Source organism: Devosia honganensis (assembly GCF_042648785.1).
GTDB classification, from domain to species: Bacteria; Pseudomonadota; Alphaproteobacteria; order Rhizobiales; family Devosiaceae; genus Devosia; species Devosia honganensis.
Genome location: NZ_JBHRYD010000007.1, coordinates 212,847 through 228,918 on the forward strand (window position 1 = coordinate 212,847; position 16,072 = coordinate 228,918).

Annotated in this window: 16 protein-coding genes; 11 read left to right on the forward strand and 5 right to left on the reverse strand. The window is 66.5% G+C overall.

The window, feature by feature from the left end:
• Positions 1-68: 68 nt before the first annotated feature.
• Positions 69-515 (reverse strand): pilus assembly protein N-terminal domain-containing protein, encoded by a 447-nt coding sequence (locus tag ACFOOL_RS09915; RefSeq protein WP_380096798.1) that lies wholly within the window; start codon positions 513-515, stop codon positions 69-71.
• Positions 516-829: 314 nt separating this feature from the next.
• Between ACFOOL_RS09915 and ACFOOL_RS09920 the strand changes: the two genes are divergently transcribed.
• From ACFOOL_RS09920 to ACFOOL_RS09960, 9 genes are all read left to right on the forward strand, one after another.
• Positions 830-1,009, forward strand: coding sequence for a Flp family type IVb pilin (locus ACFOOL_RS09920; protein WP_380096799.1), 180 nt, complete (start codon positions 830-832; stop codon positions 1,007-1,009).
• Between the two features lie 64 nt (positions 1,010-1,073).
• Complete coding sequence (locus tag ACFOOL_RS09925; RefSeq protein ID WP_380096800.1) at positions 1,074-1,286, forward strand: Flp family type IVb pilin; 213 nt, start codon at positions 1,074-1,076, stop codon at positions 1,284-1,286.
• A gap of 89 nt (positions 1,287-1,375) precedes the next feature.
• Complete coding sequence (locus tag ACFOOL_RS09930; RefSeq protein ID WP_380096801.1) at positions 1,376-1,879, forward strand: A24 family peptidase; 504 nt, start codon at positions 1,376-1,378, stop codon at positions 1,877-1,879.
• Between the two features lie 219 nt (positions 1,880-2,098).
• Complete coding sequence (gene cpaB / locus ACFOOL_RS09935; RefSeq protein ID WP_380096802.1) at positions 2,099-3,001, forward strand: Flp pilus assembly protein CpaB; 903 nt, start codon at positions 2,099-2,101, stop codon at positions 2,999-3,001.
• A gap of 7 nt (positions 3,002-3,008) precedes the next feature.
• Entirely contained in the window at positions 3,009-4,433 is a 1,425-nt protein-coding gene (locus ACFOOL_RS09940; RefSeq protein WP_380096803.1) for a type II and III secretion system protein family protein, read from the forward strand.
• A 24-nt stretch (positions 4,434-4,457) separates the two neighbouring features.
• Positions 4,458-5,732, forward strand: coding sequence for an AAA family ATPase (locus ACFOOL_RS09945; protein ID WP_380096804.1), 1,275 nt, complete (start codon positions 4,458-4,460; stop codon positions 5,730-5,732).
• Between the two features lie 25 nt (positions 5,733-5,757).
• Positions 5,758-7,248 (forward strand): CpaF family protein, encoded by a 1,491-nt coding sequence (locus tag ACFOOL_RS09950; RefSeq protein ID WP_380096805.1) that lies wholly within the window; start codon positions 5,758-5,760, stop codon positions 7,246-7,248.
• Positions 7,249-7,250: 2 nt separating this feature from the next.
• Positions 7,251-8,228, forward strand: coding sequence for a type II secretion system F family protein (locus ACFOOL_RS09955; protein WP_380096806.1), 978 nt, complete (start codon positions 7,251-7,253; stop codon positions 8,226-8,228).
• Positions 8,229-8,243: 15 nt separating this feature from the next.
• Positions 8,244-9,254 (forward strand): type II secretion system F family protein, encoded by a 1,011-nt coding sequence (locus ACFOOL_RS09960; protein WP_380096807.1) that lies wholly within the window; start codon positions 8,244-8,246, stop codon positions 9,252-9,254.
• 109 nt (positions 9,255-9,363) lie between these two features.
• Here the strand turns inward: ACFOOL_RS09960 and ACFOOL_RS09965 are convergent, their stop codons facing one another.
• Positions 9,364-10,128, reverse strand: coding sequence for a tetratricopeptide repeat protein (locus tag ACFOOL_RS09965; RefSeq protein WP_380096808.1), 765 nt, complete (start codon positions 10,126-10,128; stop codon positions 9,364-9,366).
• Between the two features lie 253 nt (positions 10,129-10,381).
• Between ACFOOL_RS09965 and ACFOOL_RS09970 the strand changes: the two genes are divergently transcribed.
• Complete coding sequence (locus tag ACFOOL_RS09970) at positions 10,382-11,731, forward strand: leucyl aminopeptidase family protein (RefSeq protein WP_380096809.1); 1,350 nt, start codon at positions 10,382-10,384, stop codon at positions 11,729-11,731.
• 510 nt (positions 11,732-12,241) lie between these two features.
• Positions 12,242-13,246: an IS30 family transposase gene (locus ACFOOL_RS09975; RefSeq protein ID WP_449240189.1), complete on the forward strand. Its 1,005-nt coding sequence runs from the start codon at positions 12,242-12,244 to the stop codon at positions 13,244-13,246.
• Between the two features lie 56 nt (positions 13,247-13,302).
• Here ACFOOL_RS09975 and ACFOOL_RS09980 read toward each other — a convergent pair whose 3' ends face one another.
• From ACFOOL_RS09980 to ACFOOL_RS09990, 3 genes are all read right to left on the reverse strand, one after another.
• Positions 13,303-14,037, reverse strand: a complete 735-nt coding sequence (locus tag ACFOOL_RS09980; RefSeq protein WP_380096811.1) for a YqaA family protein — start codon at positions 14,035-14,037, stop codon at positions 13,303-13,305.
• A 126-nt stretch (positions 14,038-14,163) separates the two neighbouring features.
• The gene (locus tag ACFOOL_RS09985) at positions 14,164-15,102 is read right to left on the reverse strand and encodes a 2-hydroxyacid dehydrogenase (RefSeq protein ID WP_380096812.1); all 939 of its coding nucleotides are present in this window, start codon (positions 15,100-15,102) and stop codon (positions 14,164-14,166) included.
• A gap of 69 nt (positions 15,103-15,171) precedes the next feature.
• Positions 15,172-15,942, reverse strand: a complete 771-nt coding sequence (locus tag ACFOOL_RS09990; RefSeq protein WP_380096813.1) for a c-type cytochrome — start codon at positions 15,940-15,942, stop codon at positions 15,172-15,174.
• Positions 15,943-16,072: the final 130 nt, after the last annotated feature.

The window sequence follows — 16,072 nt, forward strand, 5'->3', positions numbered from 1 at the left end:
AATTCAAGGTTAGAAGCGTGGGTAAAACGCCGCCGATGCGCCAAAGGGTGAATGCGCCGTTAACGCGCCTAATTCGCCGCCGACTGCACCAGTTGCGAGGAGGCCAACGTCTCCCCGGTGAAGCCGTTGTCGTCGCCCATCATCACCACCGGCTGGCAGACCGGGGCGCAGGCCAGCGTGGTGCGGTTGAGGCCCTGATAGACGGTCATCACCCCGGCGGTCATCTGCATCACCTCGACCATGGTGTCGGCGATCGGCTCGCCGCGGCTGTCCAGCACGATCAGATTGGTCTGCCCATAGCTCTTGCCGGTCAGGATCAGCGTCAGCGGATCCTGGATGGTCACGTCGGCAATGCCCGGATTGCCCACGATCACGGTGGCGGCCGGGGCGCTGATCCGCAGCACGCGGGCCATGTTGACATTGACGTTGATCGGCGCGCCCTCCTGGGAGTGCGCCGGCATCGGTGCGGCCAGGGTCGCGGCAAGCAGCAGGGCAAGGGCGGCGGGTCGGAACATGGCGGGCAATCCGGGGATACTGATACGCTGCCCCATCCTCGCGCCGAATGGTAAACACTTGGCAAACGCCGCCTGTTCCGCGCCCATCCCTTGCATTGTTCCTTGTGCCCCGTGGCGGCAATAATGGAAGTATAAAAGGCGAACTATTTCTTTAACATCCTGATTACCAAGAATAATACAAGCGTTTCCGATGTTGAAGGCGCGGCTCCGATTAACGCTATTTCAACCCGCCGGAGATAGCTTCCGCTCATGTTCGCTGTGTGACGTAGCCCGACGCTACCGTCACTTGAGAACGTGTAAAAAGGAGCCTGGGAATGAACATTTTCGCACGTTTCGCGCAGGACGAGTCGGGCGCGACCGCAATCGAGTACGGCCTCATCGCCGCGCTCATCTCCGTCGGCATCATCGCCGCCGTTTCCATCCTCGGGAACGGTTTGACCGGGGTTTTCGAGACGATCAACGAAGAGCTCGATTTCAACACCACCACCCCGTGACCATCGCTGGCTCCCCCCGTCCCGGGGGGAGCCTTTTTTGAACGTTAGCTGACTGGGAGGTTTCATGCCTGGTAAGCGCGTTGCCTTATCAAATCACTACATCTCGAAGACCGGCTTCCTGCGCGACGAAAGCGGGGCGACGGCCATCGAATATGCGATCATCGCATCGCTTCTATCCGTGGCCGTGGTCGGCTCCGCGTTCCTGCTGGGCGGCGGGTTGCAGGATTTGTGGCTCTACGTCCAGACCGAAGTGACGGCCGGCCTCGCCGCGCGCTGACGACCTCGATCCGGCCGGATTTGCCCTTTATTAAATCCCCCGTGCCACTGTCCGGATGACGGCCGGCAGGCCTTTGTCCGGGGGGCGACATGTTCCAGATCATCGCGCTGTTCTTCTTTCCCTTGCTGATGGCCTTCGCCGCCTCGTCCGATCTGCTCACCATGCGCATTTCCAACAAGCTGGTGCTGCTGCTAGCCGCCGGCTTCGTCGTCATGGCGCTGCTGGTGGAAATGCCGCTGCAGCAATTCGCCCTGCATGTGCTGTGCGCCTTTGTCGTGCTGGTCGTGGCCTTCGGCATGTTCGCCATGCGCTGGATCGGCGGCGGCGATGCCAAGCTGGCCGCGGCGACCACGCTGTGGCTCGGCTTCGGGCTGACGCTGCCCTATCTGGTCTATACGGCGCTGCTGGGCGGCGTACTCACCCTCATGGTGCTGATGCTGCGCCGCCTGCCGCTGATGCCGGCCATCGCCCGGTTCCGCTGGCTCGAGCGCCTGCACGATCCCCGGCAGGGCGTGCCCTATGGCGTGGCCATGGCGGTGGCCGGCCTGCTCACCTATTCCAACACCGCCATCTTCGAGCGCCTCGCTGCCTGAGCCGGATGATCGGGCGCGCCACGGCAATATTGCCGGCGCGCTTTTCCGCCGTTTGCGGTATTCGTTTGCAAAAAGTGAGCATTCTTTGCAAAAAGCGAGCATTCATAGGTTGTTAACGCTTTTCGAAAAGCCCTGGTTAACTAAACTTTGACGCTTTTGCTTTCATAGTCCGGCCGGTGGAATGGGCGCTTGCCGCCCCCAGTGGAACCGGAGTGGGTCATGAGACCGGCGCGCATTATCCTGTTAGTGGTGGCCCTGGTGGCCGGTGGCCTCGCCGCTTTCCTCGTCACCCGCGGCGGCGCGCCCGCCCCGGCCAGCCAGGTCGTCACCCAGGTGGTGCCCGAGGCGAGGGCGCGGATTCTGGTGGCAAGGGCCGCCATCGGCGTGGGGGAACGGCTCAGCGCCGCGACGGTCGAATGGCAGGACTGGCCGCAAGGGGCGCTGCGCCCCGAATATGTCACCATCGCCGCCATGCCCGATGCGCCGGCGGAGCTGACCGGCGCGGTGGCGCGCTTCGAATTCTTCCCCGGCGAGCCCATCCGCGAGGCCAAGCTGGTGCGCTCCGATCAGGGCTATCTCTCGGCGGTGCTCTCCCCGGGCATGCGCGGCGTCTCGGTGGGCGTCACCGCCGCCTCCAGCGCCGGCGGCTTCGTGGTGCCCAACGATCATGTCGACGTGGTGCTGACCACCGCCTCGCCGGTCGGCCAGCGCTCCGAGGTGATCCTGTCGGATGTGCGCGTGCTCGCCATCGGCAAGCGGCTGGGCGAGATGGGCGCCAGCGGCGGCGACGAGAGCGGCGGCGACAGCCCCAGGCCGGTGACCTTCGACAGCAACGCCATCGCCACGCTGGAGCTGGACCCGGGCCAGGCCGAAACCCTCATCAACGCCTCGACGCGCGGCCAGCTCGCCCTGACGCTGCGCTCGGTGGCCGATTTCAACCGCGCCGCGACCGGGCCGGCCACCGCCACCAACCAGGCGGTGCGCGTCATCCGCTACGGCAAGGAGCAGAGCGTCCTCGCCGGCGCCGTCCCCGCCGCGCCCGACAGCACCCTTGCCGCCGGTTATTCCGACGAATTCCATTTCGACCCGGCACCGGACGTGCCCCAGGTCTTGCCGCAATAGGGGCCCGATGACCATGCAGAACGCAAAATCCCCCCTGGTCCGCCTGTTTCCCCGCTGCGCGCTCGCAGCCGGGCTCGCGGCCCTTATGGCGCTGGCGCCCGCTTCCCCGGTCCTGGCCCAGCAGGCATCCGCCCAGGTCTCGATAGCCGCGTCGTCCTATGGGGCCGTTCGCAAGCTCGACATCGAGCTGAACAAGTCCATGATCGTCGATCTGCCAGCCGGTGTCTCCGAAGTGATCGTCTCGCAACCTCACGTGGCGGCGGCGATCATGCGTACGAGAACGCGGGCTATTGTGCAGGGCATCACGGGCGGCGATACCAATATTTTCTTCCTTGACGATAACGGTCGCACCATACAGGTGCTCGACATGCGCGTCATCGAGCAGCCATCCCAGGTTGGCAACGCGCTCGAAGATGCCCTGGCACGCGTCATACCGGGATCGCGCATCAATGTAGAGTCCGTGACGCTGGGCGACGACACCAATCGCGTCGTACTGACCGGAACGGTACTGTCTGCGGAGGACAAGGACCGCGCCTATGCCGTCGCTGTGCAATTTGCCGGCGATGAGAAGAACGTCGCGAGCATTCTTGATATTTCCGGCGCCCAGCAGGTCATGCTGCAGGTGACGGTCTCCGAGGTCAAACGCGACATTGCCAAGCAATTTGGCATCAATTTCGGTGCGTTGCTGAATGTTGGCACCACCAATCTTCTGCAATTCACCAATCGGGTGCTGACCACCGCCTTCCCGGTGGACGGGCTGGACGTCGGCTTTTCGGACGGCAATGGCAATGCCGTCGCTGCCGCGATCCGTGCGCTGGAGGGGCGCGGTGCGCTGCGGGTTCTGGCCCAGCCGACCCTAACCGCGATTTCCGGGCAGGAGGCCAAGTTCCTCGCTGGTGGAGAATTGCCGTATTACACTTGGGATAAGGATGAGGACACCAGGACCGTCATCTTCAAGCCCTATGGGGTTGAGCTCAGCTTCCTGCCCACTGTGAAGTCCAGCGGCACGATCGGCCTCAAGGTGGACACCTCGGTTTCCGAGCCGCAGAGCGGCGGGTCCATCTCCAAGCGTCAAGCGTCGACCACGGTGGAAGTGCCCAGCGGTATGACCCTTGCCATTGGCGGTCTGCTGCAGGAGACGACACGTCAAAAAATCGAGCAATTCCCCTTCCTGGGCGACATTCCTATCCTGGGGGCGCTGTTCCGCTCTCGTGACTATCAGACCGAGCAGACCGAATTGGTCATCCTCGTGACGCCCTATCTCGTTTCCCCCAGCCCCGCCAATTCGCTTCCGGTTCCCACTGATTATTCGGCCATGGCTAGCGATGCCGAAGGGATTTTTCTTGGTCGATTGGAAAAAATCTACGGCGTCGGCGCCACCGGCGAGTTCCGGGGCGGGTTTTCCGGCTCGGTCGGTTTCGTCCTCGATTGATCGCGGCAAAGGAGCAGGTTGAAGATGAGTTTCCTTACCCCCGAGCAGCCTGAAAAGGTCGAGGAGCCCGCCGCCGAGATCGCCTCGGGCGCGCGCCTGGTGCCGCGCATCACCATCCAGGCCTTCTGCGAGCATTCCCAGACCGCCCAACTGGTCGAGAGCGCCCTGCACGACCGGCGCATGTCCAAGGTGGCCCTGACCACGCATAATGGCGGCATCGAGGGGGCGGTGGAGACCTACAAGTCCAACCCCACCCCCAATCTCATCATCGTCGAGACGACGCTGCCGCCCGACCAGATCCCGGTGGCCCTGACGCGGCTGGCCGAGGTCTGCGACGCCTCCACCCGCGTCGTCGTCCTCGGGCATGTCAACGACGTGCTGCTCTATCGCGAGCTGATCCGCTCGGGCATTTCCGAATATATCGTGCTGCCCGCCGGGGCGTCCGAGATCGTCACCGCCATCACCGAGCTCTACGCCTCCGAAAGCGCCGCCCCCATCGGGCGCACCGTGGGGTTCGTCTCCGCCAAGGGCGGGGCGGGGGGCTCCACCGTGGCGCACAACGTCGCCTGGGCCATCGCCACCACGCTGCGGCAGGATTGCCTCATCGTCGACATGGACCTGCCCTTCGGCACCGCCGGGCTCAATTTCAACCAGGACCCGCCCCATGGGCTGGCCGACGCCATGCTGGCCAGCCAGAAGGTCGACCAGACCATGCTCGACCGGCTGATGAGCAAGGCCGCCAACCATATCAACCTGCTCACCGCCCCGGCCACGCTGGAGCGCACCTGGGATTTCGAGGAGCGCGATTTCGAGCAGATCATCGAAATCTGCCAGAAATCGGTGCCCGTCATCATCCTCGACCTGCCCCATGCCTGGAACGGCTGGGTGCGCCAGACGCTGGCCGCCATCGACGAAGTGGTGATCGTGGCCGAGCCGGACCTGGCCAATCTGCGCAACGCCAAGAACCTGGCCGATGCCATCAAGGCCCTGCGCCCCACCGACAGCGCCCCCAAGCTGGTGATCAACAAGCAGGGCCTGCCGCGCCGCCCCGAGATCGGGGCCGGCGAATTCGCCTCCTCGGTGGAATGCAGCCTGATCGGCCAGATCGCCTTCGACGCGGCCCTGTTCGGCACCGCCGCCAATAACGGCCAGATGATCGCCGAGGTGTCGGCCAACAGCAAGGCCAACGAAGTGTTTTCCGCCATCGGCATGCAGGTCACCGGCCGCCAGGTCAGCCATGGCGCGGCGCGGCCGGCCAGCCTGCTCGGCCTGCCGGCCCTGTTCAGGAAGCGGGCCTGAGGGGCAGGGAACGAGGACGATATCCATGTTTGGCAAGCGTACTACATTCGGAGGCAATACGCCGGGCGTCGCCCAGCCGCCGCGCCCCGTCGAGAGCCCGGCGCCCGCCGCCACGGCCGCGGTCCAGCGACGCGCCGGTGATGACGACGCCATGGCCGCGCGCATGCGCACCACCGACGAGGTGCTGGACGTGCGCGATCCTGCCGAGGCCCAGCGCGCCCGGGAATATTTCCAGACCAAGTCCGCCATTTTCAGCGCCCTCATCGACTCGATCGACCTCAGCCAGCTCGCCACCATGGAGAGCCAGGCGGCGCGCGAGGAGATCCGCGACATCGTCGCCGAGATCATCGTGCTCAAATCCATCGTCATGTCGATTTCCGAGCAGGAGGACCTGCTCGAGGACATCTGCAACGACGTGCTGGGCTATGGGCCGCTCGAGCCGCTGCTGGCGCGCGACGACATCGCCGACATCATGGTGAACGGCTCGCAGAAATGCTATATCGAGGTGGGCGGCAAGGTGCGCCTCACCAATGTGCGCTTCCGCGACGATGCCCATCTGATGAATGTGTGCCAGCGCATCGTTTCCCAGGTCGGGCGCCGGGTCGATGAAGGCTCGCCCATCTGCGACGCCCGCCTGCCCGATGGCTCCCGCGTCAACGTCATCGCCCCGCCTCTGGCCATCGACGGGGCCGCGCTCACCATCCGCAAGTTCAAGAAGGACAAGCTGACCCTCCAGCAGCTGGTCAAATATGCCTCCATCTCCCCCGAAGGCGCCGAAGTGCTGCGCATCCTGGGGCGGGTGCGCGCCAATGTGCTGATTTCGGGCGGCACCGGCTCGGGCAAGACCACCCTGCTCAACTGCCTCACCGCCTTCATCGAGAAGGACGAGCGCGTCATCACCTGCGAGGACTCGGCAGAGCTGCAATTGCAGCAGCCCCACGTGGTGCGGCTCGAGACCCGCCCGCCCAATCTGGAGGGCGAGGGCGAGATCACCATGCGCGACCTCATCAAGAACTGCCTGCGCATGCGGCCCGAGCGCATCATCGTGGGCGAGGTGCGCGGCCCCGAGGCCTTCGACCTCCTGCAGGCCATGAATACCGGCCATGACGGCTCCATGGGGACGCTGCACGCCAACTCCCCGCGCGAGGCGCTCTCGCGCCTGGAATCCATGATCACCATGGGCGGCTACGCCCTGCCCAGCCGTACCATCCGCGAGATGATCGTCTCCTCCATCGACGTCATCGTGCAGGCGGCGCGCCTGCGCGACGGCTCGCGCCGCATCACCCATATTTCCGAGGTGCTGGGCATGGAGGGCGACGTCATCGTCACCCAGGACGTCTTCGTCTACGACATCATGGGCGAGGACGCCAACGGCATGCTGATCGGCCGCCACCGCTCCACCGGCATCACCAAGCCGGCCTTCACCGAGCGGGCCCGCTATTTCAACGAGGAAGCCAATCTCGTCGAGGCGCTGGAAAAGGCCAATATCGAGCAGCACGAAATCATGGGCCGCTGATCATGGCAACCACGCTCCTGCTCGTCATCCTGGCCATGGTCACCGTCGGCGCCGCGGGGTTCGCCCTGGTGCCCTCGGCCCTGGGCAGCAAGCGGGCCGACCAGCGCCGCAAGGCCTTTCAGGGCGATATCAGGGCCAATCGGCGCGAGGCCGATGCCAGCCGCACCCGCGAAAGCCGCCGCAAGAGCGTGCAGCAGGCGCTCAAGGCCCAGGCCGAGGAGCTCAACCAGAAAAAGCGCCTGCGCCTCTCGGATCTCGTCTTCCAGGCCGGCATGACCATCGAGCCGGCGGCGTTCATCCGCAACAGCGTCATTTTCGGCGCGGTGCTGTTCGTCGTGCTGTTCCTCGTGCAGGTGCCCTATTATTTTGCCGCGATCTTTGCGGTGGCGGGCGCCTATCTGCTGCCGCGCATGTATCTGCAGTTCCGCCGCAAGCGCTATCAGGACCAGTTCCTCGACGAATTGCCCAATGCCATCGAGGCCATCGTGCGCGGCGTCAAGACCGGCCTGCCGCTCAACGATTCCATGCGCGTCGTGGCCCGGGACGCCAAGGAGCCGGTGAAATCCGAATTCGGCCGCGTGCTCGACCAGCAGAGCTTCGGCTTTTCCATGACCGAGGCGGTGCAGGTGCTGCTCGAGCGGGTGCCGCTGCCCGAGGTCAATTTCTTCGTCGTGGTGATCTCGGTGCAGCAGCAATCGGGCGGCAACCTCTCCGAGGCGCTGGGCAATCTGGCCCGGGTGCTGCGCAACCGTAAGAAGATGAAGGCCAAGGTCAAGGCCATGTCCTCCGAGGCCAAGGCCTCCGCCGGCATCATCGGCTCGCTGCCCATCCTCGTGGCGGTCCTGGTCTCGCTGGTCACCCCCAGCTATCTCCAGCCGCTGTTCACCACGCCCATCGGCAATATCTGCCTCGCCGCCGGGGTGATCATGATGGCCACGGGCATCTTCATCATGAACCGCATGGTGCAGTTCGAGATCTGATCGGAGCGTTGCGCCATGAACATCGTCGACCTGCTGACCCAGCGCGATTTCCTCATTGCCGTTCTCGCGGCGGTGTCGGCGGGCGCGGTGGTCTTCACCTTCGGCTCCTCCTTCATCGTCCGGCAGGAGATGAAGGGGCGCATCCGCCGCGTCGCCATCGAGCGCGACCGCATGCGGGCCGAGGAAATGGCGCGGCTGCGCGGCGGCAATGTGCAGGATGCCCGCGCCTCCATCCGCCGCGGCTCCGAGGCCAGGTCCTATATGAAGCGGGCCGTCGAGCGCTTCGACCTCAAAAAGGCCTTCCAGGACGAGAACACCGTCGACAAGCTGGCCATGGCGGGCCTGAGGGGGCAGGGGGCGCTGACCACTTTCCTCTTTCAGCGCTTCGTCACCCCCATCGCCGTCTTCGCCGTGGCGGTGGTCTATCTGCTCATCCTGGCGCCGGGCGACCGGCCCGTCTATCTCAACCTCGTCTATGCCGTGGGCGCCGGCCTCCTGGGTGCCTATCTGCCGCTGCTGCTGCTCAAGAACCGCACCCAGAAGCGCCAGGCCTCCATCCGCCGCTCCTGGCCCGACTGCCTCGACCTGCTGCTGCTCTGCGTCGAGGCCGGCATGTCCATGGAGCACGCCATGAAGCGCGTCGCCAAGGAGATCGGCGGGCAAAGCCCGGAGCTGGCGGAGGAGCTGACCCTGACCACTGCCGAGCTGTCCTTCCTCGAGGACCGCACCCGTGCCTATGACAATCTGGGGCGCCGCACCGGGCTCGACAATGTGCGCGCGGTGATGACCGCGCTGATCCAGGCCGACCGCTACGGCACCTCGGTGGGCCAGGCCCTGCGCGTCATGGCCGAGGAGGGCCGCGAGGCCCGCATGATGGAAGCCGAGAAAAAGGCCGCCTCCCTGCCGCCCAAGCTCACCGTGCCGCTCATCGTCTTCTTCCTGCCGGTGCTGTTCATCGTCATCCTCTCACCGGCCATGATCAAGGTCTTCACCGGCTCGGTGGCCTCCACCATGGGCGGCGGCTGACGGAAGCGGCGGCCAACGCTCCCTTACTTATGAGGGCAGGCCGGCCCTTCGCCTCCCTCTCCTCAAGAAGGGGAACAAAGGCACCGCTGCCCTCAAAACATGAAAGGCGTCAGCTCTTTTCGATGAGGTCCCAGCGGTTCTGCTGGGTCAGCAGCGCCCGCACATAGGCCATGTTGGCCTCGACCTGGTCGGGCGGCAATTCGGCGCCATAGAGCGCCCGCGCCTCGGCGAAGCGCCCCTGCAGGCCCACCACCAGCGCCAGGTTCTGCCGCGTCTTGCTGGTGGCGCCGCGCATCTGCACCGCCCGGCGCAGATGCTTCTCGGCCTGCGGCAATTCATTGGTCATGGCGTAGGAAAGGCCCAGATTGGTCTCGACCGAAGCCTCGCCCGGGGCGATCACCGCCGCCTGGTTGTAGATGCGGCGCGCCTGGTCGTTGCGGCCCATCTGGTCGAGCGTCGCGCCCAGCACCAGCAGCGCGTTCCAGTCCGGGGCATCGGGGCGGATGACGTTTTCCAGCACCGCCAGCGCCTGCTCGAACCGGCCCGAGGCGGTCAGCGTCCTGGCATATTCCACCGACAGCGCCGCATCGCCCGGACTGCCGGCCAGCGCCTGTTCCAGCGCCGCCGCCGCCTGTTGCGGCTGCCCGGCGGCGCGCAGCGCGGCGCTGTAGTGAAGCACGGTGCCCCGGTCCTTGGGATTGGCCCGATAGCGCGCCGTCAGCGCGCCCAGATCGGCCTGGGCGGCGGGCAGGGCGGCATGGTCGGAGGCGCTCATCGGCCCGCGATTGGAGGCGCAGGCTGCCAGCGCCAGCGCCGCCACCCCGGCCAGCAGCAGGGGGCGCAAAATTCCGTTAAGGCGACGAAGATGCGTCACGGCGAGCTCCCGTCGGCTGGCCGATGGGGCCATTTCCTCCGACTTCGCCAGCAATAGATCATTAACCCTAACGCCCGGTTAAGCCCGCCGGCGGCGATTGCCGCCCCCGCCCCGCCTCGCTAGAGCATCGGACCGAAAAGTGCGAAGCGGTTTTCGGACGCATCCGATGCGATAATAAACAGATAGAGCGCTCGATCCGATTCCATCGGATCGTCCGGCGCTCTAGAACCGTCCGGCAAGAAGGAGTTTTGCCATGACCAGCCCAGCCGCCATCCCGGTCCGCTTCATCGCCGAAGGCGCCTTGGACGCTGCCGGGCTTTCTGCCCGCCACGCCGCCTGGGCCGCCGCGCATGGATTTGCCGGCCAGCGCGGGCGGCTGCTGGCCCTGCCCGACGATGGGGGCGGGGTCGCTTCCTGGCTGTTCGGCGCCGGTCCCGATGCCGGGCGCTCGCCCTTCCTTGCCGGTCTTGCCGCCGCCGCGCTCCCCGAAGGCGCCTATGCCCTCGCCGGCGCCTATGGCGATCCCACCCTGGCCGCCATCGCCTTCCGGCTGGGCGCCTATCGCTTCGACCGCTATCGCGAGCCCCGCCCCGTCGCCACCCTGGCCCTGCCCGAGGGCGCCGATGCGGCGGAGGTCGACCGCCAGGTGGAGGCCGCCAGCCTTGCTCGCGACCTCATCGGCACCCCGGCCAACGATCTGGGCCCCGATGCCATGGAGCGGGAGGCGCGCGCCTTCGCCGCCCGCCATGGCATGCAGGTCGAGGTCATCGCCGGCGACGACTTGCTGGCGAGGAACTTTCCCATGATCCATGCGGTGGGCCGCGCCAGCGCCCAGGCGCCGCGCCTCATCGACCTCACCTGGGGCGCGGCCTCGCACCCCCGGGTGACGCTGGTGGGCAAGGGCGTCACCTTCGACACCGGCGGGCTCGACATCAAGTCGGCGGCCGGCATGCTGATGATGAAAAAGGACATGGGCGGCGCCGCCAACATGCTCGGCCTCGCCCATGCGGTGATGTCGGCCGGGCTCAAGGTGCGGCTGCGCGTGCTGCTGCCGGTGGTAGAAAATTCCATCGCCGCCGCGTCCTTCCGCCCCGGCGACGTGCTGCGCTCCCGCGCCGGGCTCAGCGTCGAAATCGGCAATACCGATGCCGAGGGGCGGCTGATCCTCGCCGATGCGCTGGCGCTGGCCGACGAGGAGGCGCCCGACCTGCTGGCCGACATGGCGACGCTGACCGGGGCGGCGCGCGTCGCGCTCGGCCCGGAACTGCCGGCGCTCTACAGCACCGACGACGATATCGCCCGCCAATTGGTGGCGCTCGGCCTTGCTGCCGAGGACCCGCTCTGGCCCATGCCGCTCTGGGCCGGCTACGATACCCTGCTTTCCTCCAAGATCGCCGATCTGGGCAATACCGGCACCGGCGGCCATGCCGGCTCGGTGGTCGCCGCCCTGTTCCTCAAGCGCTTCGTCAAGCGGGCGGCGGTCTGGACCCATCTCGACATTTTCGGCTGGGCCCCCGACGCCCGCCCCGGCCGCCCCGCCGGCGCCACCGACCAGGGCATCCGCGCCCTCTACGGCCTGCTCCGCCAGCGCTACGGGCAATAGCGGCTTTCATGTTTTGACGGAATCGGCGACCAGCGCTCCCTCCCCCTTGAGGGGAGGGTTGGGGAGGGGGTGGGTTTGGCGGAGCACCGAAGGACCCCCACCCCCGACCCCTCCCCTCAAGGGGGAGGGGAGCAAGAAAGCGCTGATCCACTTGACAGTGAAAGGCTCTAGCGGCGCCGGGGGCTGCCCCGCCATTGCCGGGCTCGTCCAATCCCACAGTGTCATTCCCGCTTCCACAGTGTCATTCCCGCGAACGCGGGAATCTCTGTTTCCGGGTTTGGCGGCAAGAACGGGGATTCCCGCCTGCGCGGGAATGACCCCGCGATGGAGACGCCCGCGCCCCATCCCTCTTTCGTCATTGCCGAGCTCGCCCAATCCCACAGTGTCATTCCCGTTTCCACAGTGTCATTCCCGCGAACGCGGGAATCTCTGTTTCCGGGTTTGGCGGCAAGAACGGGGATTCGCTGCACTCACGTCACAAGTGCAACACCTGCTATGGTGTTTGCCGCGATGGGACAGAATTACGTACAATTGAGCCTGCGCGAGCGGGTGCTGGTGGGCCACTGGCTCGGCGAAGGTCGGTCGGTGCGCTGGATGGGCCGGGAACTGGGCCGTGCCGCCTCCACGATCAGCCGGGAGCTGGCCCGCAATAGCCGACCCACCAAACAGTGGCGCAGCCGCTACGAGGGGGAACGGGCCCACGGCCTGGCGCTGCGCCGCCGGCGCTGGGATGCCCGCTTCAAGCTGGCGCGCCAGCCGGACCTGCGCGAGCGGGTCAGGCAAGGCCTTGCGATGGGACACTCACCCGAACAGATCGCTGGCCGGCTGGCGCGCCAGCACGGTCGCACGATCATCAGCCACGAGTCCATCTACCGGTTCATCTATCACCGCTCGGCCCAGAAGGATTACTGGCACCGCTTGCTGCCCCGGGCCAAGAGCCGGCGGGGGCGGCTGGGCCGGGGCGGCGGCTCGTCCACCAGCCTGATCCGCCGCCGCCGGCCCCTCGCCCTGCGGCCCGCAGAGGCAAACGAGCGCGCCGTTCCGGGCCATTGGGAGGTCGACCTGATGGCCTTCTCCAGATATGGCCAGTACGTGCTCGTCACCCATGAGCGGACATCGCGCCGGCTCAGCCTCGAGCGCCTGCTCAACAAGAGCGCTGCCGCCGTCCGTCTGCGCCTGGCGGCGCAGCTGGCGGCCTTGCCGCGCTCCCTGCGCCGCTCGCTGACCTTCGACAACGGCACCGAGTTCGCCCTGCACTACAAGCTTTCCTGCAAGCTCAGCCACGGCACCTTCTTCTGCGATCCGCACGCCCCCTGGCAGAAGGGCGGCATCGAGAACGCTATCGGCCGCATGCGCCGCTCCCTGCCGCGCAAGACCGACCTGGCAACCCTGGGTGCCGACGAGCTCGAGGCCCTCGTCAAGGCCTACAACGACACCCCCAGAAAATGCCTTGCCTTCAAAACACCCAATGAGGTCTTCTGCGAAACAATCAACCGTGTTGCACTTCAAACGTGAGACCACCTTCCCGCCTCCGCGGGAATGACCCCGCGATGGGGACGCCCCCGTCCCCATTACTCGCCGGGCGCGTCCTCCCCGCCGCCGCCCAGCAGCTCGCCCGGATTGGGCAGCAATTCGCGCGGCACCACCTCGTCCACCGCCGTCATCTGCTCGACGGCGATTTCGGTGGCCGGTCCGTGGCTCTTGGGGAACAGCAGCGGCGCCATGGCGAAGCCCGCGACCACCAGCACCACCATGCCCCAGCCGGCCCATTTCTTGTGCCGCTCGATGAATTCGCTGGCCACCGGCCCGAAGAAATAGAACAGGCCGCAGGGCACGAAATAGCGCAGTCCGCGCCCGATCAGCCCGTAGATGATGAAGGTCCACAGATCGAGCCCCGCCACGCCGGAGGTGATGGTGATCACCTTGTAGGGGATGGGCGAGAGCGCCCCGATCAGGATCATCAGCGGCCCGTTGGCCACGAAGCTGTGGCGCAGCGATTCGAAGCCCTCGCCGGCGCCGTAGAAATCGATGATGGCCCGCCCGACGGAATCGAAGAGGAAATAGCCGATCGCATAGCCGGCCAGCCCCCCGGTCACCGAGGCGATGGTGCAGATCGCCGCCAGCCGCCAGGCGCGCATCCGGTCCGCGATGATCATCGGCGCCAGCATGATCTCGGGAAAGATCGGCAGGATCATGGCTTCGAGAAAGCACAGCAGCGCCAGGATCGGCTCGGCGAGGCGGTGGCGGGTCGCCTTTTTCAGGCGGTCGTAGAGGCTGACCTTGGCGGCAGGGGCAATATCGGTCATTCGGTCTCGGACGGATGGGCGTTTCTGTCGCCATGCTTGACCATTATCGTCGTCCCGCACCAGTGAATTTTGTGTGTCGGGCCCGTCCGCCCCGCATAAAGGATGGTTTTCCGCAATAAACTGGCCTCAATAGCCGCGCTTGCGGTCCACCACATTGATCAGCGGCTTGCCCGCCTCGTGATCCTCGAGGATGCGCGAGAAATAGCGCACCCCGCTCGCCTCGTCGGAAATGGCCGCGATATGCGGGGTGATGTAGCAGTTCTCGATGGCCCAGAGCGGGCTGTCCTCCGGCAGCGGCTCGGTCTGGAACACGTCGAGGCTCGCCGCCCCCAATATGCCGGTCTCGAGCGCCCTGGCGATGTCCGCTTCGTTCTGGTGGCCGCCGCGCGCCGCGTTGACGATCACCGGCCCGCCCTCCAGCCCCCCGCGCCGCAGCTTGGAAAAATTCTCCATGTTGAGGATGCCGGCGGTCTCGGGGGTCAGCGGCAGCAGGTTGACGAGGATATCGGTGCCCGCCAGAAAGGCGTCGAACTGCTCGGCGCCGGCGAAGCCCTCGACGCCCTCGACCCGTTTCGGCGTCCGGCTCCAGCTACGCAGCGAAAAGCCCAGCGGCCGCAGCCGCGCCGCCGCGTCCTGCCCCAATACGCCCATGCCCATGATGCCGACGCTGGTTTGGCTGGCCGAGGGCGGGTAGAACTGGTCCCAGCGCCGCGCCTTCTGGTCGGCGCGGAAGCGGGTGAACAGCCGGTGATGCATGCTCACCTGCGCCACCACGTAATCGCTCATGCGCTGGCTCAAATCCTCGTCCACGAAGCGCACGATGGGCGCGTCGGGCAGATGGGGGTGCTGCATCAGCGCGTCGACGCCCGCCCCCAGCGACAGCACCGCCTTGAGATTGGTCAGCCCCGCGAAGGCGTCGGCCCCGGGCTTCCAGACGAAGATATAGCGTATCTCGGCCGGGTCGAATTCGTCGCCGCGCCGCACGACGGGGTAGGGGGCCAGCGCGGCGGCGAAGGCTTTCGCCCAGCTCGCCTCGTCGACATCGGAAAGGTGCAGCAGCAGCATGGTGTCGTCCTCAAGAAAAAGCCGCGCCTCCGGGCGCGGCTCGATGATTTTCCTATCGCAGCCGGCCGTTTACTGGCCGGTGGTCGTGTCCGATCCCGGGGCTTCGGGCGTGGTCTCCTGCACCGGCGTGCCTTCCACCGGGGTCTCGTCCTGGGTGGTGGTGGGGGTCTCCACCGCGCTTTCGGGCGCGGTCGGCTCGGTCGCCTCGGCTTCGGGAATGGCTTCCTCGGCCGGTGCGGCGTCCTCCTCCACGGCCTCCTCGGAAGCCGCCTCGTCCTCGGCCGGGGCTTCCTCGGCTGCCGGGAACGGCACCGGATCGCTCGACAGGGTCTGGAGATAGGCCAGCACGTCGGCGCGCTCCTCGGGCGAACGGATGCCGGCAAAGGCCATCTTGGTGCCCGGCGCATAGCCGCGCGGATTGGTCAGGAAGGCGTCGAGATTCTCATAGGACCAGACCTGGCCCTCTTCGCGCTGCTGCAGCAGGATGTCGGAATAGGCGAAGCCTTCCGCATGCGCCTTGGGGGCCCCCACGATATTGTAGAGATTGGGGCCCTGCTTGGCCGATTCGCCCTCCCCGAAGGTGTGGCAGGACTGGCACTTGCGCACTGCCGAGGCGCCGCGATCGACGCTGGCGCTGGCCAGCAGCACCCCGAGCGGCACTTCCGGCGCGGCCTCGGCCGGCGCGCTGGCTTCGGCCATTTCCGGCTCCGGCAGGACATAGCCCGGCCCGCGGCCCTCGATGGGATGGTAGATGGCTTCGGCCAGGAAGCCGACGCCCATGATGAACAACAGGGTGCCGAGCACGGCGCCGATGATCTTGTTTAGCTCGAACGAATCCATTTGGTCTCTCTGCCGGTCCATCCCCTGTGGGCGAATCGCGTCGCCGGCCCAACTTCCGATCCCCTGGCGGGGTTCTGCCTCAACCGGCCGGTCCGATGCGCGCGGAAGATAGTATTAAGCCCCTCGTGGC

What these genes read in the sequence shown, in the direction of transcription:
- ACFOOL_RS09955 (WP_380096806.1), top strand. Translation starts at nt 7,251, where the DNA reads ATGGCAACCACGCTCCTGCTCGTCATCCTGGCCATGGTCACCGTCGGC.
- ACFOOL_RS09960 (WP_380096807.1), top strand. Translation starts at nt 8,244, where the DNA reads ATGAACATCGTCGACCTGCTGACCCAGCGCGATTTCCTCATTGCCGTT.
- ACFOOL_RS09970 (WP_380096809.1), top strand. Translation starts at nt 10,382, where the DNA reads ATGACCAGCCCAGCCGCCATCCCGGTCCGCTTCATCGCCGAAGGCGCC.
- ACFOOL_RS09985 (WP_380096812.1), bottom strand. Translation starts at nt 15,102, where the DNA reads ATGCTGCTGCTGCACCTTTCCGATGTCGACGAGGCGAGCTGGGCGAAA.
- ACFOOL_RS09950 (WP_380096805.1), top strand. Translation starts at nt 5,758, where the DNA reads ATGTTTGGCAAGCGTACTACATTCGGAGGCAATACGCCGGGCGTCGCC.
- ACFOOL_RS09925 (WP_380096800.1), top strand. Translation starts at nt 1,074, where the DNA reads ATGCCTGGTAAGCGCGTTGCCTTATCAAATCACTACATCTCGAAGACC.
- ACFOOL_RS09930 (WP_380096801.1), top strand. Translation starts at nt 1,376, where the DNA reads ATGTTCCAGATCATCGCGCTGTTCTTCTTTCCCTTGCTGATGGCCTTC.
- ACFOOL_RS09915 (WP_380096798.1), bottom strand. Translation starts at nt 515, where the DNA reads ATGTTCCGACCCGCCGCCCTTGCCCTGCTGCTTGCCGCGACCCTGGCC.
- ACFOOL_RS09975 (WP_449240189.1), top strand. Translation starts at nt 12,242, where the DNA reads ATGGGACAGAATTACGTACAATTGAGCCTGCGCGAGCGGGTGCTGGTG.
- ACFOOL_RS09940 (WP_380096803.1), top strand. Translation starts at nt 3,009, where the DNA reads ATGACCATGCAGAACGCAAAATCCCCCCTGGTCCGCCTGTTTCCCCGC.
- ACFOOL_RS09920 (WP_380096799.1), top strand. Translation starts at nt 830, where the DNA reads ATGAACATTTTCGCACGTTTCGCGCAGGACGAGTCGGGCGCGACCGCA.
- ACFOOL_RS09990 (WP_380096813.1), bottom strand. Translation starts at nt 15,942, where the DNA reads ATGGATTCGTTCGAGCTAAACAAGATCATCGGCGCCGTGCTCGGCACC.
- ACFOOL_RS09980 (WP_380096811.1), bottom strand. Translation starts at nt 14,037, where the DNA reads ATGACCGATATTGCCCCTGCCGCCAAGGTCAGCCTCTACGACCGCCTG.
- cpaB (WP_380096802.1), top strand. Translation starts at nt 2,099, where the DNA reads ATGAGACCGGCGCGCATTATCCTGTTAGTGGTGGCCCTGGTGGCCGGT.
- ACFOOL_RS09945 (WP_380096804.1), top strand. Translation starts at nt 4,458, where the DNA reads ATGAGTTTCCTTACCCCCGAGCAGCCTGAAAAGGTCGAGGAGCCCGCC.